The sequence below is a fragment of the Leucobacter aridicollis genome, assembly GCF_013409595.1.
Classification (GTDB): Bacteria; Actinomycetota; Actinomycetes; order Actinomycetales; family Microbacteriaceae; genus Leucobacter; species Leucobacter aridicollis.
The window spans coordinates 1,896,273-1,919,232 of record NZ_JACCBD010000001.1; the positions used below are offsets into that span (position 1 = coordinate 1,896,273).

The window sequence follows — 22,960 nt, forward strand, 5'->3', positions numbered from 1 at the left end:
AGGAGACCAAAGCCACTGCAGCAGACTTCTTCACCCCGCGGCCTATACCGCGTCGACGCTCCTGAGTAGCCAATGTCACCTCCTCGGGAACTTCGGAGCTCGGCGAGCCCCTCAACAATCTGTCCTCCATGTGATTCCTTTTCGCTCGTGCCGCCGGCGAGAAAGTGCCGCCAGCGACGGTGATGGTACAAACGAGAAGAGCGCTCACGCCAAAAGGGCATGACTAAGAGAGGCCTCAGGGCGCGAGCCCCAGGATCCTCCGTGTGACCACTGCCCCAGCCGTCAAGCCAGGGACAGCGGTCCGCTCCCCCATTCCCAAAGCTAGGCGTCGCGATCGCAGGCCTTCCAGCATTCAGCCCATTTGACCCCCGCCGGGGGTCATTGCTCAGGGGTCAGCAGGTTCTTCACCCGACAGCGGCGAGGTACCCGTCGTCGGCGGCGGCTTTCGCTAGATCCAGTCGAGAGTTCAGTGGACGTTGCGCGGCGGCATACTTGTTCCTCACTCGTTGCAAGTATTTCTTCACGGTGTTCGTCTTGACGCCGATGGCTGCCGCAACTTCCTCGATCGATGACCCCGACGCGTACAGAGCGAGCGCACGTTCCTCTTGCTCGCTCAAAGCTGGCCGCTTCGGATCGTCCGCGATGAGCTCAGCAAGTTCAGGAGACACCCACCACTCACCGCTCAACACCGCTCTGACGGCTTGCAGGATGTTCGCTTCGCTGTCGCGCTTTCCAATGGCCCCGTGCACGCCGACCTGGATCATTCGCCTCGCGAGCGGCGGTGACGTGAGAGCAGAAAAGAGGACCACCTTGGGTCCCGGGTAGCGGTGATGTGCGATGAGCTTCGACGCCATTCGCGGGTCTGCGTGCGGGCGCCGGTCGACCATCAGATCGAGGAGCACGAGATCTGGAAGCATGTTCCGGTCTGCGGTCTCCATCCACTCCATAAGCTCAGGCAGCTCTTCACATGCATACACGACGCGGAAATCTGGTTGGTGGTCGAGGAGCGCTGTCACGTATTTGCGCTGCATAAGATGGTCCTCCACGACCACAACCTTGTGCACGCGCACATCCGACTCCTTGATGCTCCACGCCAGAGACCCTGATGCCCCCGAGACATTCGACTCCCCCGAACCATCGAACCCCGTATTTGTTCGACGCTTGATCCGACGCAGTGCGAATGACCCCCAGTGGGGGTCACGCAGAACGTATGCGCAGCAGGCACGGCTTTGAGGACCGGGAGTCCACCGGGGTCCGGCGATCAGCAGATGCGTCAACCCTCCGCGCTACGTACTACTCATGTACGTAGCGAACGCGATGAGTGTCTAGCCGCTCAGAGCGCATCCTTCGAAACTGGCGAGTACTCAATAGCCACCACGGACGAGGTCTTACGGACCGTACCCGCGTAGATACTCCCGCTGCGCTCGACCATGTTCTGACGCTCTTCAGCCCAGTAGACGAAAACAGCGCCCGCGTCAGGCCCTACGCGAGCGCTCCACGACACGAGCTCAAGCTCCTCGCCGTCGCCATGCAGCTCGATCCCTGGTATCCCGAACTCAGGATCAGCAGGCACCTCAGCTCGCCCGCGGATCATCGTCGCCGAGCCGTCACCGGCCACCGCTACCCAGTAGACGCTGCCACTCACTGTCGTCACCGTCCAAAGCCCCGGTGCTGCCTCGCAGCCCTCGACGACCTGAATTGTCTCCGTCTCACCCATCACCCACTCCTCCCGCCGCCAGACCGTCCGGCGGCATGAGTGACCAATGCGCGGCCCTCGATCACCCCATCACCTCGCTGTTGCCGGATACTCTGATTACCATGACCACGACCGCCTTTGTTCCCGAGCGCTCGGCCACTAAATTCTGGCTCTTCGCAGGCATCGGCATCCTGGTGATAGTGTTCGCCTGGTGCTGGTACGGTCTAGCTCAGCTTGAGGCGGAGACCGATCAGGGCAAGGCGCTGACCGCAGGTACGACGATGGATGGATTCGCGCTCACGTTCGGAGGCATCCCGCTGATCATGGCGCACGTCATCGGCCTCGCAATTCTCATGCCGCTTGGATGGCAGCGCTGGCGGCTGCCTGGCCTCGCGTACGGCTTGATCGCAGTAGTCGCGGCGAGCATCATCGGAATCGGCGCGGGGCAGCTTCTCTTTGGTGGGGAGCTTTTTGAAGTCGGGCTGCAGAGGTATTACAGCGAGTAAGCAGCTGCGATCACGCCGCCATCCGTTCCTCTCGCCGCGCGCCAGTCACTCGGTCTGCCGCGACCTGCGCACGCTCGTCAGCCATCCCCGCTCCGACGAGCACCCGCCGCACGGCCTCGCGCATTGCGGCCTTCTGCGCGAGCGTCGCCCGGTCACCGATACGCTCCCACGCATCCGCCACCTGGCCAAGCCAGACCCGCGCCTCGTCGAGATCAGCCGGGCGATCGCCCACCCGCTGCAGCATAGCTACCGCCGTCTCCTCCGGCGTGCGGTAGCTGCGACCCCCGCCGGTCGCCGCATCCGCCGCTCGCCGGTTGGCACGCCTGGCCGCTGCTGCCGCCGCCTTCCTCTCGTCCGCCGCAGCAGCAGCGCCGCTCTCCTCAGCCACCTCCGCCAGCCATTCGACCATCGGCCGGTCTGCCAGGCGTTCAGCCAGCCAGGAACGTGCGGCAGCGGGGCGCGCCGGAGCGCCAATCATCTTCGGCCAGGCCAGCAGTAGGTCGAGATCGCTGGCCAGCGCACGGCGGCGGCGGGTGGCCTCCTTGGGATCCCGCAGCTCTCGGGCGATCTGCCTGGCTTCTCTGGCGCGCGGGGTCATAGCGTCACGCACAGCCGTCAGCCAGGCACCATGAACCGCCGCATTTGGGTGCGTCCAGACCGGGGAGCCGGCAGAAGCCAGCACGTCGGCGAGACTGCCCGCGGTCGGCGCCTTGCCCTGCGTTACCCACGCCACGAGTTCGTCAGCGTCGCTCGCCCATGCCAGTTCGCCGGCGATGCGCTCCGGGCGGTAGAGACTGCGCAGCCGGTAGGCGCGGGTGCGGCCGTCGCGGAGCTTCTTCTCGCCGACGAGGATGCCTTCGCGCTTGAGGATGTTGATCACGTTCAGAGCATTCTGCTGCGACGTCCCGAGCTGACTCGCGAGCCACCTGCTACTCACAATCACGTGGGTCATCGTTTCGCGCCTCGCAGCCTCAGCGACCCAGGTCAGGCCGATGGCGACGATGGCTCTACGCACGATCTCCTGGCGTCTTTGTCCTACGCCGAGGTGCGGCACCACCGCGAGCGCCACCACACGCCGCGCCGCGCGGGCCAGGGCGGGGAGAGAGTGGACGGAGCCCCGCTCCGCGGCCAGCCGGGCGACAGCAGCCCTGACGCTAGATAGGGAGAACGCATCGTTCTTCAGAACGATTTTCTGCGCGTAGTACAGATCGACAGCAGAGAGGTCAGGCATCCGAGCGCCAGCCCAAGCACAGGCGGCGTAGAGCAGCGCCTCGCGAGTGGAGTAGCGGTGCGCAGCACCAGCGAGCCAGGTGCGAAACGGTGAAGTGTCCATCGGAAGCCTCCGGGATTAGGTAGTCGCAGTTGTCGAACTCACTTTTGGCGCGTGCGGAGCGGAGCGCCAAAAGGGTTTGTTCGTATTACGTGCGGCGCTCCGCGAACCGGGTGGCGCTGCCGGGGCACGCGAGCACCACGGTCGGCAGACCGATGATCGAGCTGACGGCGAGCTCCCGGGCTCCGCCCTCCCGCTGCGCCGCTAGCGGATCGACAGACAACGGGGCGTAGGGCACAGCGGCGAGGTAGCCGTAGCCGTGTCGGCGGGCAGACCGTAGACGAAGCGCTGGACAAGCTGTGGTGGTGATCTGCGAGGCCGGGGTGACCTTGGGCCGGCGGTGACGGCGCTGAATGGTTGCCGTAGGCGCAGCTGCAGGCGGCGGAGTGACGGACATCTCGATCATCTTTCTGTTCTTCAGATAGTTCACTACTCCCCACTTTTCCTCCACTCACTCACTAATTCACCCGCCGGTCGCCGATGCCACACGGCCGCCTCTCAGAACCGCCACGCGACGGCGTGGAACCTCGCGGGCGGCTGCGGCGTCCAATGGTCGTTCGCACTCACAAGCCCGCTACCGCCGGGGTTGTTCGACTCGACGATCCGCAGCGTGCCGTCGCCGTTCACCCCGGCCACCAACACGGTGTGCACGCCGACCGCCCATGCGCCTTCAGCCCCGTCGGCGTGATACTGGATCACATCGCCAGGCACGGCCTCACCAACGCTGTGCCGCGTCGCTCCGGCGTAGTTGTCGAGGACGCTGCCTCCGCCAGTCCAGCCCCCACCACCGGCATTCACCCACCGCCTGGCACTCTCGATGCACTCGCCCGGCGCAGCCCACCCGGTAGGTCGCGACGTACCAACTTCGACGTACGCCATCTCCACTGCCGCCCGCCAGTCGTAGCTCGGCTCGACCACCGCCACGGTGGGTGCGGACAGCGGCACGCGGGCAGGCTCGGCGTCGGCCGTCACGAGAGTCTGCGGAGGCTGAATATCAAGGCATTCGATCTCGTACCGAGGGGTCGCCGCCTGCGCCGCTTCGGCCACACCGGCCACCGGCAGGAGTACGCCAGCCACGAGGGCTGCGATTGCGGGGACGGTTCTCACGAGTGCTGTTCCTCCGGTACGTCGTGCCGATGGCCGATGGCTTACGCCGCCAGCGCTGGCTGGTCGGTCTCAGTCGCAGCGCGCTGCTTGAGCCGGGTTTCGAGCTTCGACCGAGTCGTACCCGCCAGCTCGGCAGCCTTGCGTTGCCCAAAACCGTGCTCGACGTGGAGCCGAACGGCGTAGTCGAGGTCAGTCTCGTCTGCCAGCCGTTCCGGCAGATCAGCGGGTGGCTCGGGACGCGGCTTCGGTGCAGCCCCGGGCTTCGCACCGGCGGGCTTTGGTGCCTTCGCCGACGCGCTGGCCTGCGCTGCGGATGCGGGCTTCACGGCTGCGGGAGCGGTGCGGCGGCCGGCGCGCTTCGCCTTCTGGCGGGGTGGGGTCAGTGTTCTAATCGCGGCGTGGCTGGCGAGCAGGACGATCACCGGGGCGCTACCGAGGGCGGCTGCGATGATCACGGTACGTGGCTCCCACACGCCGCCTTCGATCTGCCACGCATGCACGACCTGCGCGCACACGGACACGACGACAGTGAGCAGCAGGAGCGCGGTCTCCAGAGTCGCGCGCTGACCACGGGTGTGACGCACGATTGCAGCCAGCGCCGCCGCTACTGCACCAGCATCGAGCACCACAGGCAACAGCGCAGCCACGCCGGTCGGGAGGCCCGCCCACTCTTTCGCAATTGAAATCAGCGGGAGCGCGCCGAGGACGAAAGCGCTCACGGCGACGATCATCAGCGCGACAGTCAGTGCGACCTGCACGCCACGACCGGCCTGGTCGAGCGAGAGGGTCTCGGCGGGCGGGGTGCTGCTCATATCTGACTCCTCAAACTCTGAGATATTGCAAGCGGTTACTTGCAATAATAGACCACTCCTGATTTAATTGCAAGTAAGCGCTTACTATTCCAATGGGCGCACGATCGAAAGGCATATTATGAGCACCGTCACCCGGCACGATTGCCACCCCGATTACGAGGTATACGACACAGAATCGGAAGCCGAGGCCTCAATCGTCGAGGCGCTGAGCGAGCAAGCCGACGGCCCCGATTTCGGTGCGGATTTCGACGCCGACGATCTCGACGAGCACGACCTCACCCTGTATGACGTGGTGAGCACCGCATGGGATCTTCCCTCCCTCTACGCCGACGCCATTGTCGAGCTTGAATGCGACTGCCTTGATGAGGGTGACGAGGAGTCAGTGCGCGGTGAGGAGCACGGCACGTTTTACGGCATTTTCTCCGACCTATTTCACGAGACCGAAAGCCGTCATTTCTCTCACGTACCGACCCTTGAGGAGCTGATCTGACCATGAGCACCGCCACCCACCAGACCGCGCGCGACCAGGTCGTCGATCTGCAGTGCGCCCTCGCAGACCTAATCAGCCACGAGTCGGACATCCCGGCCACCGTCGCCCGCGAGACTCTCCCCGACGCATCCACGCTTGAGACGTGGCTCCGCGACCGCGATCAGCACCCGCTCGACGAGGCGACGGCCGAGGTTTGGCTCGACCGGATCGCCGAGGCCGGGCTTATGCCGTAGAGATACACCCACCGGCACCCTCGCCGATTCACTCCGAGGTCGCCAAAACCAGAAAGCCTCCGACAGCTCGGGGGCTTTCGCAATGATGAATGACAGCCGCGGGCTACTTGTCTGACTTCGCGCGCCGGCCGCGCCTCGGGGCGAGCGCCCGAAATTCATCCTTGATGGCCCGAATTTCATCACCCCGCCAGACGAGCGAGCGGAGAAGCATCCCTATAGGGGCCGGGAGCAGCCGGGCGCGATCGGACAGCGGTAGCTTCTGTTCCCACTCACCATCGGCCCGCTTCTCCCCATAGCCGCGCCCGCCGTGAGTTTGCTCGTGCGTCAGCACATTGAGGGCGGATCGCGTGATTTCGAGCTCCCTGCAGACATCCTCGGTCGAGAGGTAATTGCCCCCAGTGAGATCACTGAGCGACATCACGAGATACTCGCGCGATTCGCCGCCGGGCGCAATTCGGGCAGGGGTGGTCATGGTGAGAGTTTCGCAGATTTACAAAACAATTACAAGCCCACGGTTGCAATTAGCAACGGGACCTGGTTGAATTTATTTACAAGCAAACGCTTACAGTTTCGCTGACACGACACCAGGAGTCACCATGAGCACCGTCACCCTCGCCGAGATTCGCCAGGCCTTCCGCTACTACGCAGGCCACCGCGTCACCCGCGGCATCACCTACGCCGCATCCGCCTCGCTGATCGCGACCGCTACCATCGGCATCCCGCAGGTTATCGACGCTCACGCCACGCAGACTAACCGCGTCGCCACAGCACACCGGCTGATCGACGGCCAGCTCGACATCACCGAGACCACCCGGTCGGAGCTGGTAGAGCAGATCACGGCAGCGGAGAAGGTGGCAGAGCAGGCGGGAGCAGAGGGTGCGCTGCCTGCAGAGAATTCACTCGCCAAACTTACCGACGCAATCGCCGGCGCTAGGACTCAGCTCGCGGCGCTCGACACTCAGACCGCAGCGACCAAGAAGGCCAACGCCTCCGATGACGTTCACAGCTGGCTCCCCCACGCGATTGGCGAGCAGGCGGACGACCTCGGCGAAAGCTTCAACGAACTACGCATTGAGACCGTGGCTGCGGGCAAGCTCGACCTCGCGGAGGCCACTGCCACCGTGGGTGCGGAGATGGATGCGAAGGCCGCTGCCGACAAGAAGGCCGCAGACGAGAAGGCAGCCGCACTGGCAGCCGAGGAGGCTGCTGCAGCCTCAGAGCAAGCGGCCAGCCAGACCACCTACTCCCCCAGCGTCGCGCCCCAGCAGCAGTCGCAGGGCACCTCCGCCCCGGCTACCGGCGGCAGCTGCCGTGCACAGGCTGAGGCACTGGTCGCATCGCTATCCGGGGCACAAGTCGTCTGGGCGGACTTGTTCGGCGTTCGCGGACAGACCACCGCAGGGATTGTCGAACTCGGAGGAACACGCGGAGTTGTTAGCCTCAGCTCCGGCTCGGATGTCAGTGCGTGGTGCACCCCCAGCGCCGGCTACACGGCGGCACATGAAAGCGCCCATTCCCGGCATAACGACCGATACAGCGCTATCGCAGACACTCACGGCTACGAGTGGCAGATCGCCCACGCCGAGAGCGCTGCCGACTGCATCGCTAACCAGTGGGGCTACGCAGGCTCCGTCTACGGCTGCACCGCAGAAGGCCAGGAGCTGGCTCGCCTGATCCTCGGCTAACGCCGATTCCCAGACCATCATCACCGCGCATTCATACATAGGAGGTATCCATGAAGACCAGAACGCTGCTGGCCGTCGCCGTAACCGGTGCGCTCATCACCGGGGCGACGGCTGGTGGCGTGATCTTCCATCAGCATGCGCAGGGCGTCGCCGCTTTCGATGAGGCGCGCGACAAGCTCGCCGCGAAGATCGAAACCATCGAGACCGCACGCGGCACCGCTGTCGCAGACCTCGCGGAGGCACAACATATCCTTGACCTCGCCAGCCAGCCCGGTGCGCTCGCCCGCACCCCTGCCCTTACCGACCTCGACGCTGCGGTCAGCCGCGCCACGGAGCGCATGTCTGCGTACGACGAACTGCTCGCCGGGCCACAGACGGCGCTGGCCGAAGCTGATTCGGAGCGCGATAGTCTCTTCTGGCGCTCAGACTTCGCCGAGGCCACCGCGGCCATGCTTTCGCAGGTCAACCTAGGCAGTGCCGCCGGGGTGCCGGAGCTTCAGCTAGAGGCGGTCGCCGCGGCCGTAGAGGAGCTAGAGCGGACCACCGAAATCGTCGCTACTGAGAAGCGGATCACCGGCACCCCCGCAGCACAAGACAGCTCCGGATCATACCGGCCCGCCGTCGAGAAGCTCATATCTGACGCCGGTTTTCACGTCCGCCGTACGACCACCGAAGCCGCAGCTTGCGGCGATCAACCGATACGCGGAGCAGCGGCCGCCTTCGTTTGCCCGGGCTCAGACGACGTTTGGATCGTCACTGGAACCATCCCCGACGACGACCTGTACCTCGACGCGGCGGTGCGCCACGAGCTCGCCCACCAGATGATTTTCAAGCGTTGCGGAACTCCGGACCCCGCCGAAGCCGGCAACCAGAGCGAGGCTGTCACCAGCTCGTACGCCGTCCTCTACCTGGGTGCTGACCGCGCTGAGCTGGCTCGCCCCGGCGAGGTGGATCCCGCTTATGCCATGACCCCCGAATCCGACGCCGCCGCCCGCGCCATTCACGACCAGGGCTGCGCAGCCTAACTGACGAGAGGACTCACTATGTGCCAAAGCAAGAAAGACGGCGGCAGACGTTGCACGCCCCACACCGCTGGCGCAGTCACCACCGCCATCTCAGCGATCCACGCGGCCATCGCTAGAGATACCGGCAGTCTCGCGCAGCGCGGTGCGGCACTCGATGCAGCCCTTGTCCGTGGGCGACTTGCCCACCGGGCGATGGCAGACCGAGAGGCGGAGATTGCAGGAGAGCTGGGTAACCTCGCGGATGCTAGCCCGGACGCAGAGCTCACGGCGCGGCAGCAAATGCTGCGCCGTCACCGCCAACTGCTCCGCGATGCGCAGGAGCCATACGAGGAGGCCGTGCGCAAGGCCGAGACTCAGTACGCGCTGCTCGTGGCACAAGCTCCGGGCGGAAAGCGGTACAACCTGCGGGATTTCTCGACTGGCATCACCGCACGGGAGGCACTGGCGCAGCGGCTGCTTGAGGAGCACCCGGAGTGGTCGAGGCCTGGCGCTAAGCCCGCGCCAAAGGTTCGCGCTGCGCAGGAGGCGGATCGGATCGCTCACGAGCGGGCGATGGCAATTGCGCCGCTCGTAAATCCTGCGAATCTGGAGGCTTTGTCCGCCGCTCTTGCCGATGCGGGAATGGTCGCTGCCGAGACCGCACCGCATGACCGCGGGATGTGGCTCCACCGGCAGACCATTGCGGCCGAGGCTGAGATCGCAAAGAGGGGCAAGCGCACGAACCATGTCGGCGCGACGTTCGTTGTTCGCCCGCCGAACGGCCAAGGCACGGTGACCCTGATCCGCAGGCCGAGCGGTTGGGCGCTCTGCGACTACTCCGCTGAATATGACTCACGCGCGCCAATCCCCGGCCTCCACCCCGCGCCGCGGTTTGAGCACCCCACGAGGGCGGAGGTGCCTGCACCCGGCTTCTTCGAGCAGCTTTTCGCCACCTAGACAAACCCCCTACAGAGAGGAGACATCTTGTCTCGATCACCCCGTCACCTACTTCCCGCAGCGGCACTCGCAGCCGGAGCCGCACTCCTGCTCGCTGGTTGCTCGTCAGCAGAAGAACCGTCCACACCACAGCCGACGGGCACGGTCAAACCGACCGAACCCTCGTCGACACCGCCCGCGCATCCCCAGGGAACCTCCGGGCGCACACTCCACACGCTCACAGCAGACGACATCGCCGCCATCGATGCCGCCGTAGCCGCGAAATTCGAGGAGTGCGGCGGCGCGTTCGACTTTGCTGGCCCCGTCGAATTCAACATCGACTGCGCTGCCGTTCCTTCGGCTGCCGATTTCGCCGCCACTCTGGCCGATGCGCCCGTTGTCACCGATGCTGGGGATGGCTCCGACGAATACTTCTCGGTTGCCCCTACCCGTGAAGCCGGCACTGAGCTTTACCTCCTAGAGCCGGATGTTGTGGGCTGGAAGGGCGGAATCTTCCTCTCGGGTGCCGGTCAGAGCGGGGAGGCAGCCGGCCTCGTAGATCTGGAATCGGGCGAACTCATCAACATTGCACTCAACTACTGAGCTTTTTCTTCCCGCATGAACCCCGCAGCTCCTCTTAAGTTGCGGGGTTCGCTGCTTCAGACCGCGGTACGGCAGGAACGCGTCATAGCGCGTGAAAGCTCTCGGCCACAGCTCCGGCTCATTACCCCAGCTAGGCTTATAGACATGATGAGTCCGTTCCTTGCTGAGGCAAGTTGTGCCCGCTGACGAGAGAATCGAGCGCGCGCTCGGCCTGCTCGCAGGTACTGTCGCAGCGGTTGCCGTGTTCCTCGCGAGCTTCTTCACCCTGTTCGGCAATGAGGCACCATCGGGCATGTTTCCGGTGTTCGTGACCGTTACCGTGCTCGTCGCATCGATCCCCGGCATCACCGCCGCCGTGCGGCTCGCAAAGGGTGTCAGCGCAGCAGAAGGAACACTCTTGGACGGGCTCGACACGTCCGCAGTTGTCACCCGGTCTGTATGGAGTGGCATCATCATCAACGCCGTTTTCGCGGGCCTCGGCATGGTCGCGTCGATGGGCATGCTCATTGTCTTCCTTTTGCCATATCTTCTCGTAGGTTCAGCGATCGTCGCTGCGGTGGCGGCGCTCCTGGGGTGGTGTGCGACACGCGCAACAGCCCGAAAGCTCGCACGCTAGCAAGAGAAGGTTGGCGAATGCGGTCGCAACGGTATTCATCGCCGGGACCGCGTTTTTGGGCGCCTGATACGGTTGATCTGTTGTTCGTGCCGGTGGTTTGAGACTTTTCTCCTACTCAGCGACGACTTTGGCGGCTGGAAACGATGTGCGTATCGTGCCCTGTGTTGCCGATCCGCTTGGCCTGAGATAGGTCCGTTCTGCCCGAAGCGAGCAACAAGCTACGAGATGAACTGAGTGAGGAATATTACTTGAGCGAAAAACAGAGAGTAGCAATTATTGGGGCCGGCCCGAGCGGTATGGCTCAGCTCCGCGCGTTTGAATCTGCGGAGCAGGCTGGCGCTGAGATCCCGGAGATCGTGTGCTTTGAGAAGCAGTCAGACTGGGGCGGCCAGTGGAACTACACCTGGCGCACCGGCCTCGACGAGCACGGCGAACCCGTGCACTCCAGCATGTACCGCAACCTGTGGTCGAACGGCCCAAAGGAGGGACTCGAGTTCGCGGACTACTCGTTCGACGAGCACTTCGGCCGACCGATCTCCTCATACCCTCCGCGCCCGGTGCTGTGGGATTACATTGCCGGCCGTCTTGAGCGCACCGACGTGCGCAAGTACGTGCGCTTCGAAACCGTGGTTCGCATGGTCACGTTCGACGAAGGCACCGCAATGTTCACGCTGATCAGCGAGCACCTGCCAACGAAAGCCACCACCACTGAAACCTTCAACCAGGTGATCGTGGCGAGTGGGCACTTCTCTTACCCGAACACTCCTGAAGTGTCGGGCATCGAAACGTTCCCGGGCGCGATCATGCACGCACACGATTTCCGCGGTGCTGAGAGCTTGAAGGATCGGAACGTGCTTGTTATCGGTTCCAGCTACTCCGCTGAGGACATCGGTAGCCAGGCCTACAAGATGGGTGCCGCGTCTGTCACCGCGTCCTACCGCACCGCACCGATGGGGTACGACTGGCCGGAAGGCTTCGAGGAACGTCCAGGCATTGACCATTTCAACGGCAGCACTGTCGTTTTCGCAGACGGTTCATCCAAGGACATCGACGCGGTCATCTTCTGCACCGGCTACCAGCACAAGTATCCTTACCTCCCGGAGAATCTCGCGCTCAGCGGGCCGAACACCGTCTACCCGGAAGGCCTCTACCGTGGCGTCGTCTGGCAGGACAACCCGTCACTGTTCTACGTAGGTGCGCAGGATCAGTGGTTCACCTTCAACATGTTCGATGTGCAGGCATGGTACGTTCGCGACCTCATCCTCGGCACCGCCCCGCTCCCCAATGCAGCGGAACGTGAGGCCTCGATCGCAGCGTGGCACGAACGGTTCCTCGCGATCCCCGATGCTGAGGCCGAGATCGCGTTCCAGGGCGACTACGTGCTCGACCTGCTGCGTCAGACCGACTACCCGGAGTTCGATGTCGCCGAGGTAGTGAACATCTTCATAGCATGGAAGCACGACAAGCAGCAGGACATCATGGGCTACCGTGACCGCTGCTACCGCTCCGTCATGACCGGCACGCTCGCCGTGCAGCACCACACTCCTTGGATCGAGGAACTCGACGACAGCCTGGAACGATACCTCTCCGAGGATGTGACTCCTACTCCAACAGCCACATCACTCTGACGGACCGCTGAGTTCTCATATCGGCAGGGCCGGTCGGCATATCTGCTGATCGGTTACGTCCGACGGGCGCTGTCTCAGTGAGTACAGCTGGGACAGCGTCCGTTAAGGCGGCGGGACGTGGGCCGCAGGACTAAGGTCGAGGTTGGAGTAGTTGAGGCGGTTCGCGACAGGTTGGAGCATCCGATGAGTTTTCGAGAAGCAAAGGGATTTGCGTTGTTCGCTGGCTCAGGTCTTGCTGCGGTTTGCCTTGGACTCGTTGCCTTCGGCGCGCTCCCGACTGGCATAAATGACCCTTCGAACAGTGCAGAGGCCTCTTCAGCCCAGGAGCAGAACCCCTGGGATTCTCCGGCTGAACCCTGCGCAAATGCATCGGTCAAGACCGCCGCGCAGGAACTCAGAGCGGCCGGGTTTGAGAGTCTCGACAACTCGACCCTGGCCCACCCCGATGAGGTATCGAGCGAGCAGAGGACCTATCAACAGGAGGCCTGGCGCTCGCTCCAACCCCACGAACGCGAGGTACAGCACTGTCTCGCCGCGCTCGGAGCAGAGGAGTAAGCGACTCGCCCCGGGTGCGGACTATGATGAGGCCATGAGGATCCGTTCAACACTTGTCGCGGTCGCCGCTATTTCGCTGTTTGCTACTCCGAGCTGCGCTGCCGCTTCTGATACGCAGCAATCGGTGGACGTGCAGCCGCGAGAGGTTGATGCGTTGATGCCGATCCTCGAAGAGAGCACAACCAACTTTGATGTTGATTCGGCTCGCCTCGTCTGGGAGGGTGCCGACGCCTCCTTCTATACAGCCACGGACGCCGATAATCCCGACTTCACTTGCCTGATCCCGGTCTCGCCCGTGGGGCAGGACATCATTGGCGGCTGCTCTACGGACACGTACTTCGCGGTCAGTATTGGTGACCGGTTCTATGCTTACGGCACTAAGCCAGACTTCGATGGCGAGGGCTGGGAAGAAGTCGCCGCAGATTTCTGGCTTCGCGACGCTTGACCAGCTCAGGTCATGACGTTGATTAAGGTTCCCGCGGCGCTCACAGCGTGCGTCCTGGCCGTTGTTGCGCTCTCGGGTTGCGCTCCTGAACCCGGAACCTCGGTTTCTTACGGCAGCGCTCAGCACCAGTCGCCGGAAAAGACCAGCTCAGTCACACCAGTGGCAGAGAACCGCACAGCAACTGGCATTCTCACCTCTGTTGATGGGCAGACGACGGGAAGGGTTAAGGTGCAGCTCGAGGATTTCACCGATGACTTCGGGATTACGACCCCGCTTGCGACGGTGGAATTCTTCGATCTCGTCACGCCATACGATCATCTGACGCCCGGCGGTGCCCTCGCTCCCCGAGGCGACGATCCTTGCTTTGACACCGGGGGCCGGTCAGGCGGTGGAATGATCACGCCAGATGAGAACGGCTTCGCGACCGCCACCATGCCTGCAGCGGACAGCGGCCATTTCCTTCACGAGATCGTGCTGCATCTCGACTGGACCCAAATCGATGCCGAGACTGAGGCGTGCATGCAGCCGGTCGTGGCCCGCGCTCCGCTAACCTGGGCTGAGTAGTCAGCCAGGAACAACTGACCGGTTTCCGCCGCAGGCGAGATTGGTACAGTACCGAGATGCGTGAGCAATTAGATTTCGTCGAGACGACGGTTGAGCGCCGGTCTTTTAGTCGGTCGAAAGTGTTGATTACCGTTGCTCTTTCAGTCGCCGCGATCCTCGCTCTGATCGGGGCGGGGAGCCTGGCCTGGAATTTCGTCGTGTATCAGCCGACCGATCGAGGTTCATGCCTCTCTTTCAACTCGCACGACTGCAAGAGCCTCACTCGTGCGGCCATCGAGGACATGGGCCAGGTCTCATTGCCCGAGGATGCGCGGGTACTTCGATCAGGTTCGGGTAAGACGCTGAAATCGGCGAGCTCGTACGCCGTCGTCGAGCTTCCCGGTGACTCGGAGCTGATCTTGAATAGCAACTATCGAGAGACCAAATCGGATGGCACCGCTCCTGCGTACGTTCGCGATGCGGGCCTTGTCTCCGTAGATACTGCTGCCGCGTTCACGGAGAGTTCGAATGTCATCCGCAAGGTGTTTGTCGGCAGCGGCGAGGGCGGGGAACGACTGGCCTACATCGAGGAATGGCGAGACTTCTGATTCTGCATGGCACCACACTCACCGAGGCGCAGTCGAGGTGTCGCGCCTCTCCGCGGGAAAATTGGCAGTCCTCTGCCCGAGCAAGTCTGGCACGCTGATCACCGAAGGAGACCTGATGACTGATCTGCCTGACGTTACCCGTCTGCCGGTGAAGCATTTGCTGCGCCTGGAGGCCAGCATCGTGACCGAACTGCGGCGCCGCGACCTCGTGCGCACCAACAATAAGCCCCTCGGAGACATCGCTGAGCACGTCGTCTGGTTGGCACGCGGCGGAGTGCTCGAGCCCAACTCTACGAAGTCGCATGACATCACGTCCGCGGCAGGTCAGCGCATACAAGTCAAAGCAATGGCCAACCGGGCAGCCGGAGCCGGGGCGCGGTTCAGCCCGTTCCGTAGCGCGGACTACCACACGGCCGTGTTCCTAGTCTTCGACGCGGAGTTCGAGATAGTAGAGGCCTACGAGGTCGTGGCTGACCACATCGAGCAGCACGTCAGGTTCGTGCCTCACGTTGCTGGACGGCAGCCAAGCCTGACGCAAGTCCGATCCCTGGGGACGGACGTAACCGCCGAGATGCATGCAGCCTATGCGCGTATCGATGGAGCATCACCCCAGCTGAACTCCCCCGCGCTGTGACGTTGACTTCACAGCTCTCTCTACTGCTTCGACGCCCGTAATCGGCACCTCACCTATGATCGCCGCCGTCACGTGCGGCAGCGTACTCCCGGTGCTCCGCCCCGCTAACCATTTCTGAGCCTGCGGCGAGCGCAGCATCTTGACCAACGCTGCCGGATCGACACCATCCCTCGGCCGAATTCGGATCACCGATGTCCCGTAGATAGCGCCTGCGTGCTTTTCGCCGACGACGGCCACCCGGTGCAGCCTCCCCCGCCGAGCGATCATCACATCCCCTTGTACGACCCGATACTTCGCTAGTCGTTCCGCATCTTCAGCAGATACCCGGCGCATCTCTCCTATAACCAGGCCGTCAAGGTTGCGTGCCTCCACGACGGCCACGCCTTCCTCGCTCTCCGGTAGCCAGTGCCGCGACCCCAGAATCTCGCCGCTCGGTGACGGCTGTACGTCCGCTACGTCGCGCAGCACCTGCTCCGCCGGTGTGTCACCCGAGTACGTTGCCGGATTCAGCTGCCATCCGCGTCCGCCGATCTCCTCAGCGCTCACAAGCACACCAGCGGGTAGCACTCCGCCTTCCCAGTTGCGCGCGTCGACCATCAGCACGCCGTCCGCCGGGACAGCGGGTTCGATCATCCAGATCACGCCAGGCGCTGCGGTGCCCCTGAATTGGTCTCGCGGGAGAGCAACGACTTGGCGGAGCAGTCCCGATGTAATGAGTTGCTTGCGATAATTTGTCCAGCCCCCCCTGCTGATCGGTGCACACGCTGGCTGGCAGCAGAAGCACCGCTCGGCCGTCGGCGGTGAGCGCAGAGAGGCAGTGCTCGACCCACGCCCTGTTCGTCAATCGTTTCCACGGCGGGTTCGCCAGCACCAGGTCCGCTGCGAGCGCTGGATGCTGCGGCTCAGAGAGAGTGTCACCTGGACGCCCGAGGTTGATCTCTATGCCTGCGAGTTCGGCGTTGATCGCAGCACACGCGTGACTCACCGGGTCGATCTCCTGCCCAACGAGGGTCACGCCGGGGTTCCGCGCGGCGGCCGCGAGCAGCAGGGCTCCGGTTCCAGCCGCAGGGTCGTACACGGTTCCTGTGACATCACCCGCGAGGTCGAGCATGAGCCGGACGAGCGCGGGCGGCGTCTGATGGGTGGTCCTATGCGCGCGCCTGCCTTCGAGAGCTTCGATCACCCAGCCCAGCGGGTCGTCGTGGGCGGCGAGCGGGTGCCGGTCGAACAGGGCGTCGAATTCTGAGCGGCAGGCTGTGGAGAGCTGCTCTGGGTGCAGGGCTGCCAACGCCGCTGGCACCGGTGCACCGAGGTCTCGAGCGAGCCGCTCAGCCACCGCGCCGATGATCTGCGCACGGGGTGCCCTATGCCGCTCAGCGAGCAGATAGAGCTTTCGCGCGGGAGACGGGGCGGGCATCTGGCCAGCGTATCGAGGGACCGCGCATTGGGTACGGCATGACACGAAAACGACGTACCCCTCACTTCACCCCGGTTAATACCAACGCCCCGCGGGAACCGCGCACCGCACCCCACGGACGACTCACCCTCGTCTCCGACGGTGGCGCAGACGTGGTGCGGTCATTCGATGACTGGCCACCGGATTACGAGCGCCTTGGTTTTGACCCAGAGGAGGTCGTACCGCCGCCGGAGCGCGCGCAGATCGTGCGCGAAGTCGTGGGTGACGACGACACAGCGTACTTCGAGGCTATGCGCGGCTGGCGCGACGACGGATGGCGGCGAGGTGATGCGCCGTTCTGAGAGTAGACACGCCCGAGAAGACCTTACGGGATAGGCCAAGATAGGAGGTATGGCCGTTTCTTTTGTCTCCACCGACGATGCTTCGAGCAATGACGCTCCGGCAACTTCCCCCGCTCGCCCGCAGGTCACGCTGTGGGATCTTCTCGACAGTATGTATTTCAGCGCGACGAGCGAGCGCGACAAAGGGACGAAGTTCGAGCGGTTCCTGAAGAGCTACCTTCAGACCGAGCCGAAGTACGTCGATCTCTTCTCTGACGTGTGGATGTGGCAGGAATGGCCCGACCGCGCCGGGCGCCCCGACACCGGCATCGACCTCGTAGCCCGCGACCGCTACACCGGCGAGCTGACGGCGATTCAGGCGAAGTTCTACGATCCGGCCGCGTCACTCCCGAAGCAAGAGATTGACTCCTTCTTCACGGAGCTGGGCAAGGAGCCTTTTGCCAACGGCATGATCGTCACCACCGCGCGCAACTGGTCCCGACACGCGGAAGCGGCACTCAATGACCAGACGAAGCCGGTGCAGCGCGTCGATCTCAACAACCTAGCCGAGTCACGCATCGACTGGTCGCTCTTCAACCCGGCGGAGCCTGAGAATCTAGTGCGCACCGCAGGCAAGGAGCCGCGCAAATACCAACGCGAGGCCATCAACGATGTGATCACCGGATTCCGAACCGGAGACCGGGGCAAGCTCATCATGGCGTGCGGCACCGGCAAGACGTTCACGTCGCTGAAGCTCGTCGAAGAGTACGTGCCTGTCGGCGGCAGCGTGCTGTTCTTGGTGCCATCTATTGCACTGCTGCAGCAGACCCTGAATGAGTGGACAGCGCAGGCTGACCAGCCGATCCGCCCGTTCGCGGTGTGCTCAGATAAGTCTGTGGGGCGTAAAGAGAACGAGGACGTGTCGATGCACGACCTCGGGTTCCCCGCGACCACCGACCCGGCGAAGCTGTTCCATCGCTTCCAGATTTCGACCGGCGCGGAAACGATCTCCGTCGTGTTCTCGACGTACCAGTCAATCGACGTGATCCATCAGGCGCAGGAGCTTGGCCTGCCGGAGTTTGATCTCATCATCTGCGACGAAGCGCACCGCACCACCGGTATCTCGCAGCCCGGAAGCGATGACAGTGCGTTCGTGCGCGTGCACGACAACAGCTATCTTGCGGCGAAGAAGCGCCTGTACATGACAGCGACCCCGCGCGTGTACGTCGAGGATTCGAAGAACAAGGCAGCCAAGGACGGCATCCTCACCTATTCGATGGATGACGAGGGGCAGTACGGCCCCGAGTTCCACCACCTCGGGTTCGGCCGCGCTGTGGAGATGGGGCACCTCTCCGACTACAAGGTGCTCATCCTCGCGGTCGATGAAGAATCCGTCGCATCCTCGTTCCAGTCACTGCTGGCGAGAGAAGGCGACATGAACCTTGACGACGTGGCTCGCATCGTCGGCTGCTGGAACGGTCTCTCCAAGCGCGGCGTCAACGGCGAACAGCTCTCCATCACCGACACCGCACCCATGCAGCGCGCGGTCGCGTTCGCCCGCAACATCAAGGAATCGAAGGCCATCGCGAACCAGCTCGACGTGATCGGGCAGGAGCTGCTGATGAACGCCAAGGAAGGCGCATCAGCTCTCCGCATGCAGGCCAAACACGTCGACGGCACATTCAACGTGCTCGAGCGCTCCGCCCGCCTCGACTGGCTGCAGGCCGGCGCAGCAGCTGACGAATGCCGCATCCTCACGAACGCGAAGTGCCTCACCGAGGGCGTGGACGTACCCAGTCTCGACGCGGTGCTGTTCCTGAACCCTCGCAACTCGCAGGTAGATGTTGTGCAGGCGGTCGGCCGCGTCATGCGCCGCGCTGAAGGCAAGGAGTACGGCTACATCATCCTGCCCATCGCCGTGCCCGCGTCGCAGGATCCCGAGACCGCGCTCAACGACAACAAGAAGTACAAGGTCGTGTGGGACGTGCTGCAGGCACTCCGCGCACACGACGACCGGTTCGAGGCCATGATCAACAAGATCGACCTCGACAAGAAAGCCAACGACCGCATCGACGTGATCGGCATTGGCGGCGGTACTGACGAGCGCGGCGGGAACACGACCGCTGCCTCCGACAAGGACACCAGCCAGGCGCTGTTCTCAATGGCGAACGCCGCCGAATGGCAGGATGCGATCTTCGCCCGCATGGTGAAGAAGGTCGGTGACCGGCGCTACTGGGAAGACTGGGCGGCAGATGTTAAGGAAATCGCCGAGCGCCAGACAATTCGCATCAAAACGATCTTGGACAGCGCTCCCGCCGCCGCGACCGAGTTCGAAGACTTCCACGAAGCGCTGCAAGCGAACCTGAACGACGGCATCACCCGCGACGACGCCGTGGACATGCTCGTACAGCACCTGATTACGAAGCCGGTATTCGACGCACTGTTCGAGGACTACGAGTTCTCTCAGCGCAACCCAGTCTCACGGGTCATGGACCGCATGCTCACCCAGATGGACAGCTACAACCTGGACTCCGAGACCGCCGGCCTCGACGAGTTCTACCGCAGCGTCCGAGTGCGCGCCGAAGGCATCACCGACGCGGCAGGTAAGCAGAAGATCATCACCGAGCTGTACGAGCGCTTCTTCAAGCTCGCGTTCCCCCGCGTCGCCGAGAGCATGGGCATCGTCTACACCCCGATGGAGGTCGTGGACTTCATTTTGCGCGCCGTTGATGACGCGCTGCGACTGCATTTCGACGCCCGCCTCAGCGACGAGGGCGTGCACGTGCTCGACCCGTTCACCGGCACCGGCACATTCATCGTGCGCCTCCTGCAGTCCGGGCTCATCGACCCGCAGGATCTGCTCCGCAAATACACCGAAGAACTCCACGCCAACGAAATCCTGCTCATGGCGTACTACATCGCCGCGATCAACATCGAGGCCACGTTCCACGGGCTCCAGAAAGAGCACGCCGGCGACGCAGAGTACCAACCGTTCGGCGGCATCGTCCTCACCGACACGTTCCAGAGCTCCGAGGCTGACGATGTCATCGACGACCGCATGTTCACCGGTAACAACGAGCGCCTCACAGAACAGAACGCCCTCGACATACGCGTCATCGTCGGCAACCCGCCGTACTCCGTCGGGCAGCGGAACGAGAATGATGATAACGCTAATCTAAACTACCCGTCCCTTGACCGCAGCATCCGAAACACCTACGTTGAAGCCTCTTCCGGCACAAGCCCGCGATCCCTATATGACTCGTATGTCAGGGCAATTCGATGGGCCTCAAATCGAATCCTGAATTCAAGCCAAGGTGGCATCGTTTGCTATGTGTCCAACGGTGGATACATTGATTCGACTTCTGCAGATGGCCTGAGAAAATCACTGAGCAGCGAGTTCCATGACATCTATGTCTACAACCTGCGAGGGAACCAACGCACTGCAGGTGAGCAGAGTCGCAAAGAAGGCGGCAAAATCTTCGACTCTGGCTCACGCAACACCGTGGCCGTGTTACTGCTCATCAAACGGCCCGGTACGGTTACCGTAGGTACTCTGCATTACAAAGACATAGGTGATTACCTCAGTCGCGATGAGAAATTGCGAATCATTGATGAGGCTACAATTCAGGGGCTCAAATGGGAACGCGTGGAACCGAATGCGAACGGTGACTGGATCAATCAAAGGTCAGACGCATTTCAGCAGTACGACCCCCTTGTAGCCACTGCTAGAGGGGTGTCCGAGGCCAACACCCTTTTTAAGCTTTCTTCCATTGGCCTGACATCAAACCGAGACGCCTGGGTCTACGGGAGCAGCGAGAGCTCGGTCAGTCAGAAGGCAGCCACGATGGCGCGCAACTTTAACGAGCTAATCAACAGCGGGTCTAAAGACCCGAATTCGCTGAGTGCCGATGAGATCAGCTGGTCAGCGAACCTGAAGAAGAGACTTACGGCTGGCCGGTCACTTAGCACCGGTGAGCCAGACATCAGGCTCGCCGCATATCGCCCTTTCAACAAGCAATACTTAAATCTAAATCCTGAGACAATCGAGCGGATCAGGAGTATGCCCTCGCTGTTCCCTCCCAACCAGTCAAACCATGGTTTTTATCTCGTCGGTGCGGGCAACGATAAGGAGTTCTCAGTGCTCGAAACCGCTCAGATTCCTGATCTCTCGTTCTGGGGCTCTGGCCAGGGCCAGTTCTTCGCCCGTTACTCGTACACTCGGCCGGACGCGAACTCGCTGTTCGATCAGCCGGAGCGCGTCGACAACATCACCGACTGGGCGTTAGGGCAGTACCAGAGTGAGTACGGACCGCAGGTCACGAAAGACGACATTTTCTTCTACGTCTACGGCCTGCTGCATTCACCGGATTACCGAGAGCGATACGCCGCCGACCTGAAGAAGCAGCTCCCACGCATCCCGTTGGTTCCCGGCACAGATCGCTTCACCGCGTTCGCCGGTGCCGGACGCAAGCTCAGCAAGCTCCACATCGGCTACGAGGACGTGGAGCCGTACCCGCTAACCGAGGTCGTCTCCGCCGCGGCGCCGGCAGAGGAGTACGACCGGTTCGCCGTGAAGAAGATGAAGTACGGCGGCAAGCCCGGTGCCTACGATAAGACCCGCATCCGTTACAACGACTTCATCGACATCGACGGCATCCCCGAGGACGCGCAGCGCTATATGCTCGGCAGCCGGTCGGCGCTCGACTGGATCGTTGAACGGTACCAGGTGAAGACCGACAAGGCCTCCGGCATCGTCAACGACCCGAACGACTGGTCACGCGAGCACAGGCAGCCCCGGTACATCATCGACCTGCTCGGCCGCATCACCGCGGTAAGCCTCGAAACGATGAAGATCGTGGACGGTTTGCCGGAGCTGGGCATTTAGATGACCGAAGGCGAGAGGACGCAGCCACTCGGCATCACTGATGATGAACAGGGCTGGGTTTCGCGCATCAACGAGACCGCAAAGACGGTTCGAATGTGGCGTGACTGGGCCAAGTCCGCTCAAAGAGCGCAGGTCGGTAGCGACCTTGACCTAGACAGGTTGGTAGGGCTAGACGTTGAGTCAGCTGCCTGGAACTCCATCGCGTCATCCATCGAACATTTAGGTTTCTTTGCTGATGTCATTCATGCGACTGGAGCCATGTACCCAACCGCCTACATGACCGTAGCCAGGACTGCATTCATGGGTGCGGTGAACGCTCACTACCTTCTCGCTCCGGAGAAGCGAACGAAGCGACAGGAGCGAGCCTTGAATATGCGGGCACAGGAACTCAAAGATCAAGTCAACAAGATCAAGGAGCTATCACGGATGCCAGCGGGCGTCACATTGAACACCCAAGGTGCTCTAGATCATGCGACCAAACAGATCGAGCTGCTGCGCGGCCCGGCGCAAACTCTCGGTAAAGCAGACCCCGTTTACCTCAGCTTCAACCAGACAAACGCTGTCACAGCTGTTGCGACCTATATGCGCAAACTGTCAAACAGCGACACCTTAGAATTAGCTCTTGCGTCAATCTGGCGCGATGGAAGCGCAGCCGCGCATGCGCAACAGCAGTATCTGTTCTCGCGTTCCAAGCAGGGCACGGTCATCGCAAGTGATCCCAGAGGCACCGTCGTCAGTATGCGCGGAGAACTTGGCGCAGATGCCGGGCCAGCATTCCTCGGATCGTTTGCCGTACTGAATGATGCCCTGCGCCTCTACAACCTACGCCGACTAAAGCACTGACCCGATCTTATCCACAGCCCCCCTCAACCTCTTGACACCCCAGAGCAGCAGCATGAGACCATCG

At 62.8% G+C, this 22,960-nt stretch carries 25 protein-coding genes and 1 pseudogene; 17 read left to right on the top strand and 9 right to left on the bottom strand.

The genetic code is table 11. From position 1 onward, the window contains the following. Nucleotides 1-404: 404 nt before the first annotated feature. Nucleotides 405-1,046 (bottom strand): response regulator, encoded by a 642-nt coding sequence (locus BJ960_RS08720; RefSeq protein WP_185986992.1) that lies wholly within the window; start codon nt 1,044-1,046, stop codon nt 405-407. 287 nt (nt 1,047-1,333) lie between these two features. Beyond that, nucleotides 1,334-1,717 (bottom strand): hypothetical protein, encoded by a 384-nt coding sequence (locus tag BJ960_RS08725; RefSeq protein ID WP_185986993.1) that lies wholly within the window; start codon nt 1,715-1,717, stop codon nt 1,334-1,336. Between the two features lie 101 nt (nt 1,718-1,818). On the opposite strand from BJ960_RS08725, the gene BJ960_RS08730 reads away from it, so the two are divergent. Further along, nucleotides 1,819-2,202, top strand: a complete 384-nt coding sequence (locus BJ960_RS08730) for a hypothetical protein (protein WP_185986994.1) — start codon at nt 1,819-1,821, stop codon at nt 2,200-2,202. Between the two features lie 10 nt (nt 2,203-2,212). Here the strand turns inward: BJ960_RS08730 and BJ960_RS08735 are convergent, their stop codons facing one another. The 4 genes from BJ960_RS08735 to BJ960_RS08750 form a co-directional block, all read right to left on the bottom strand. Further along, complete coding sequence (locus BJ960_RS08735) at nt 2,213-3,535, bottom strand: helix-turn-helix domain-containing protein (RefSeq protein ID WP_185986995.1); 1,323 nt, start codon at nt 3,533-3,535, stop codon at nt 2,213-2,215. 85 nt (nt 3,536-3,620) lie between these two features. Next, the gene (locus BJ960_RS08740) at nt 3,621-3,938 is read right to left on the bottom strand and encodes a hypothetical protein (protein WP_185986996.1); all 318 of its coding nucleotides are present in this window, start codon (nt 3,936-3,938) and stop codon (nt 3,621-3,623) included. A gap of 92 nt (nt 3,939-4,030) precedes the next feature. After that, on the bottom strand, nt 4,031-4,639 hold the full coding sequence (locus BJ960_RS08745; protein WP_307814626.1) for a lipase: 609 nt from the start codon (nt 4,637-4,639) through the stop codon (nt 4,031-4,033). Between the two features lie 41 nt (nt 4,640-4,680). Continuing rightward, entirely contained in the window at nt 4,681-5,451 is a 771-nt protein-coding gene (locus BJ960_RS08750) for a hypothetical protein (protein ID WP_185986997.1), read from the bottom strand. Nucleotides 5,452-5,569: 118 nt separating this feature from the next. On the opposite strand from BJ960_RS08750, the gene BJ960_RS08755 reads away from it, so the two are divergent. Both BJ960_RS08755 and BJ960_RS08760 read left to right on the top strand, forming a co-directional pair. Then, a complete protein-coding gene (locus BJ960_RS08755) occupies nt 5,570-5,941 on the top strand; it encodes a hypothetical protein (protein WP_185986998.1) in 372 nt (123 codons plus the stop codon). A 2-nt stretch (nt 5,942-5,943) separates the two neighbouring features. After that, the gene (locus tag BJ960_RS08760; protein WP_185986999.1) at nt 5,944-6,174 is read left to right on the top strand and encodes a hypothetical protein; all 231 of its coding nucleotides are present in this window, start codon (nt 5,944-5,946) and stop codon (nt 6,172-6,174) included. A 103-nt stretch (nt 6,175-6,277) separates the two neighbouring features. On the opposite strand, the gene BJ960_RS08765 is transcribed toward BJ960_RS08760, so the two are convergent. Continuing rightward, a complete protein-coding gene (locus tag BJ960_RS08765) occupies nt 6,278-6,646 on the bottom strand; it encodes a hypothetical protein (protein ID WP_185987000.1) in 369 nt (122 codons plus the stop codon). A gap of 124 nt (nt 6,647-6,770) precedes the next feature. On the opposite strand from BJ960_RS08765, the gene BJ960_RS08770 reads away from it, so the two are divergent. From BJ960_RS08770 to BJ960_RS08820, 11 genes are all read left to right on the top strand, one after another. After that, the gene (locus BJ960_RS08770) at nt 6,771-7,859 is read left to right on the top strand and encodes a hypothetical protein (RefSeq protein WP_185987001.1); all 1,089 of its coding nucleotides are present in this window, start codon (nt 6,771-6,773) and stop codon (nt 7,857-7,859) included. Nucleotides 7,860-7,909: 50 nt separating this feature from the next. Next, the gene (locus tag BJ960_RS08775; protein ID WP_185987002.1) at nt 7,910-8,884 is read left to right on the top strand and encodes a hypothetical protein; all 975 of its coding nucleotides are present in this window, start codon (nt 7,910-7,912) and stop codon (nt 8,882-8,884) included. An 18-nt stretch (nt 8,885-8,902) separates the two neighbouring features. Further along, the gene (locus tag BJ960_RS08780; protein WP_185987003.1) at nt 8,903-9,820 is read left to right on the top strand and encodes a hypothetical protein; all 918 of its coding nucleotides are present in this window, start codon (nt 8,903-8,905) and stop codon (nt 9,818-9,820) included. A 27-nt stretch (nt 9,821-9,847) separates the two neighbouring features. Then, a complete protein-coding gene (locus BJ960_RS08785; RefSeq protein WP_185987004.1) occupies nt 9,848-10,402 on the top strand; it encodes a hypothetical protein in 555 nt (184 codons plus the stop codon). Between the two features lie 175 nt (nt 10,403-10,577). Beyond that, entirely contained in the window at nt 10,578-11,018 is a 441-nt protein-coding gene (locus BJ960_RS08790; protein ID WP_185987005.1) for a hypothetical protein, read from the top strand. 248 nt (nt 11,019-11,266) lie between these two features. After that, the gene (locus tag BJ960_RS08795) at nt 11,267-12,646 is read left to right on the top strand and encodes an NAD(P)-binding domain-containing protein (RefSeq protein WP_185987006.1); all 1,380 of its coding nucleotides are present in this window, start codon (nt 11,267-11,269) and stop codon (nt 12,644-12,646) included. A 117-nt stretch (nt 12,647-12,763) separates the two neighbouring features. Beyond that, complete coding sequence (locus BJ960_RS08800) at nt 12,764-13,201, top strand: hypothetical protein (protein WP_185987007.1); 438 nt, start codon at nt 12,764-12,766, stop codon at nt 13,199-13,201. A gap of 34 nt (nt 13,202-13,235) precedes the next feature. Continuing rightward, on the top strand, nt 13,236-13,646 hold the full coding sequence (locus tag BJ960_RS08805) for a hypothetical protein (protein WP_185987008.1): 411 nt from the start codon (nt 13,236-13,238) through the stop codon (nt 13,644-13,646). Between the two features lie 159 nt (nt 13,647-13,805). Further along, nucleotides 13,806-14,210 carry a hypothetical protein gene (locus BJ960_RS08810; RefSeq protein ID WP_221936294.1) on the top strand — a complete coding sequence of 135 codons (405 nt, stop codon included), beginning with the start codon at nt 13,806-13,808 and terminating at the stop codon, nt 14,208-14,210. A 56-nt stretch (nt 14,211-14,266) separates the two neighbouring features. Next, nucleotides 14,267-14,797 (top strand): hypothetical protein, encoded by a 531-nt coding sequence (locus BJ960_RS08815; protein ID WP_185987010.1) that lies wholly within the window; start codon nt 14,267-14,269, stop codon nt 14,795-14,797. Nucleotides 14,798-14,912: 115 nt separating this feature from the next. After that, nucleotides 14,913-15,431, top strand: coding sequence for a DUF6998 domain-containing protein (locus tag BJ960_RS08820; RefSeq protein ID WP_185987011.1), 519 nt, complete (start codon nt 14,913-14,915; stop codon nt 15,429-15,431). Here the strand turns inward: BJ960_RS08820 and BJ960_RS08825 are convergent. Together BJ960_RS08825 and BJ960_RS17365 are read right to left on the bottom strand one after the other, a co-directional pair. Then, nucleotides 15,402-16,241, bottom strand: coding sequence for an N-6 DNA methylase (locus BJ960_RS08825; RefSeq protein ID WP_272928787.1), 840 nt, complete (start codon nt 16,239-16,241; stop codon nt 15,402-15,404). The genes BJ960_RS08820 and BJ960_RS08825 overlap by 30 nt on opposite strands. Before the next feature lie 85 nt (nt 16,242-16,326). Further along, a pseudogene (locus BJ960_RS17365) lies at nt 16,327-16,848 on the bottom strand (N-6 DNA methylase); the annotation flags it as partial. 38 nt (nt 16,849-16,886) lie between these two features. On the opposite strand from BJ960_RS17365, the gene BJ960_RS08835 reads away from it, so the two are divergent. Genes BJ960_RS08835 through BJ960_RS08845 form a run of 3 tightly spaced genes read left to right on the top strand, consistent with a single transcriptional unit; the run spans nt 16,887 to nt 22,896 of the window. Further along, nucleotides 16,887-17,189 carry a hypothetical protein gene (locus tag BJ960_RS08835; RefSeq protein WP_185987013.1) on the top strand — a complete coding sequence of 101 codons (303 nt, stop codon included), beginning with the start codon at nt 16,887-16,889 and terminating at the stop codon, nt 17,187-17,189. Between the two features lie 49 nt (nt 17,190-17,238). After that, on the top strand, nt 17,239-22,053 hold the full coding sequence (locus BJ960_RS08840) for a DEAD/DEAH box helicase (protein ID WP_185987014.1): 4,815 nt from the start codon (nt 17,239-17,241) through the stop codon (nt 22,051-22,053). After that, complete coding sequence (locus tag BJ960_RS08845) at nt 22,054-22,896, top strand: hypothetical protein (RefSeq protein ID WP_185987015.1); 843 nt, start codon at nt 22,054-22,056, stop codon at nt 22,894-22,896. Nucleotides 22,897-22,960 lie beyond the last annotated feature (64 nt).

Coding starts and splice junctions, on each gene's coding strand:
- BJ960_RS08725 (WP_185986993.1), bottom strand. CDS start 1,717: ATGGGTGAGACGGAGACAATTCAGGTCGTCGAGGGCTGCGAGGCAGCA.
- BJ960_RS08730 (WP_185986994.1), top strand. CDS start 1,819: ATGACCACGACCGCCTTTGTTCCCGAGCGCTCGGCCACTAAATTCTGG.
- BJ960_RS08735 (WP_185986995.1), bottom strand. CDS start 3,535: ATGGACACTTCACCGTTTCGCACCTGGCTCGCTGGTGCTGCGCACCGC.
- BJ960_RS08740 (WP_185986996.1), bottom strand. CDS start 3,938: ATGATCGAGATGTCCGTCACTCCGCCGCCTGCAGCTGCGCCTACGGCA.
- BJ960_RS08750 (WP_185986997.1), bottom strand. CDS start 5,451: ATGAGCAGCACCCCGCCCGCCGAGACCCTCTCGCTCGACCAGGCCGGT.
- BJ960_RS08755 (WP_185986998.1), top strand. CDS start 5,570: ATGAGCACCGTCACCCGGCACGATTGCCACCCCGATTACGAGGTATAC.
- BJ960_RS08760 (WP_185986999.1), top strand. CDS start 5,944: ATGAGCACCGCCACCCACCAGACCGCGCGCGACCAGGTCGTCGATCTG.
- BJ960_RS08765 (WP_185987000.1), bottom strand. CDS start 6,646: ATGACCACCCCTGCCCGAATTGCGCCCGGCGGCGAATCGCGCGAGTAT.
- BJ960_RS08770 (WP_185987001.1), top strand. CDS start 6,771: ATGAGCACCGTCACCCTCGCCGAGATTCGCCAGGCCTTCCGCTACTAC.
- BJ960_RS08775 (WP_185987002.1), top strand. CDS start 7,910: ATGAAGACCAGAACGCTGCTGGCCGTCGCCGTAACCGGTGCGCTCATC.
- BJ960_RS08780 (WP_185987003.1), top strand. CDS start 8,903: ATGTGCCAAAGCAAGAAAGACGGCGGCAGACGTTGCACGCCCCACACC.
- BJ960_RS08805 (WP_185987008.1), top strand. CDS start 13,236: ATGAGGATCCGTTCAACACTTGTCGCGGTCGCCGCTATTTCGCTGTTT.
- BJ960_RS08815 (WP_185987010.1), top strand. CDS start 14,267: ATGCGTGAGCAATTAGATTTCGTCGAGACGACGGTTGAGCGCCGGTCT.
- BJ960_RS08820 (WP_185987011.1), top strand. CDS start 14,913: ATGACTGATCTGCCTGACGTTACCCGTCTGCCGGTGAAGCATTTGCTG.
- BJ960_RS08835 (WP_185987013.1), top strand. CDS start 16,887: ATGACACGAAAACGACGTACCCCTCACTTCACCCCGGTTAATACCAAC.
- BJ960_RS08840 (WP_185987014.1), top strand. CDS start 17,239: ATGGCCGTTTCTTTTGTCTCCACCGACGATGCTTCGAGCAATGACGCT.
- BJ960_RS08845 (WP_185987015.1), top strand. CDS start 22,054: ATGACCGAAGGCGAGAGGACGCAGCCACTCGGCATCACTGATGATGAA.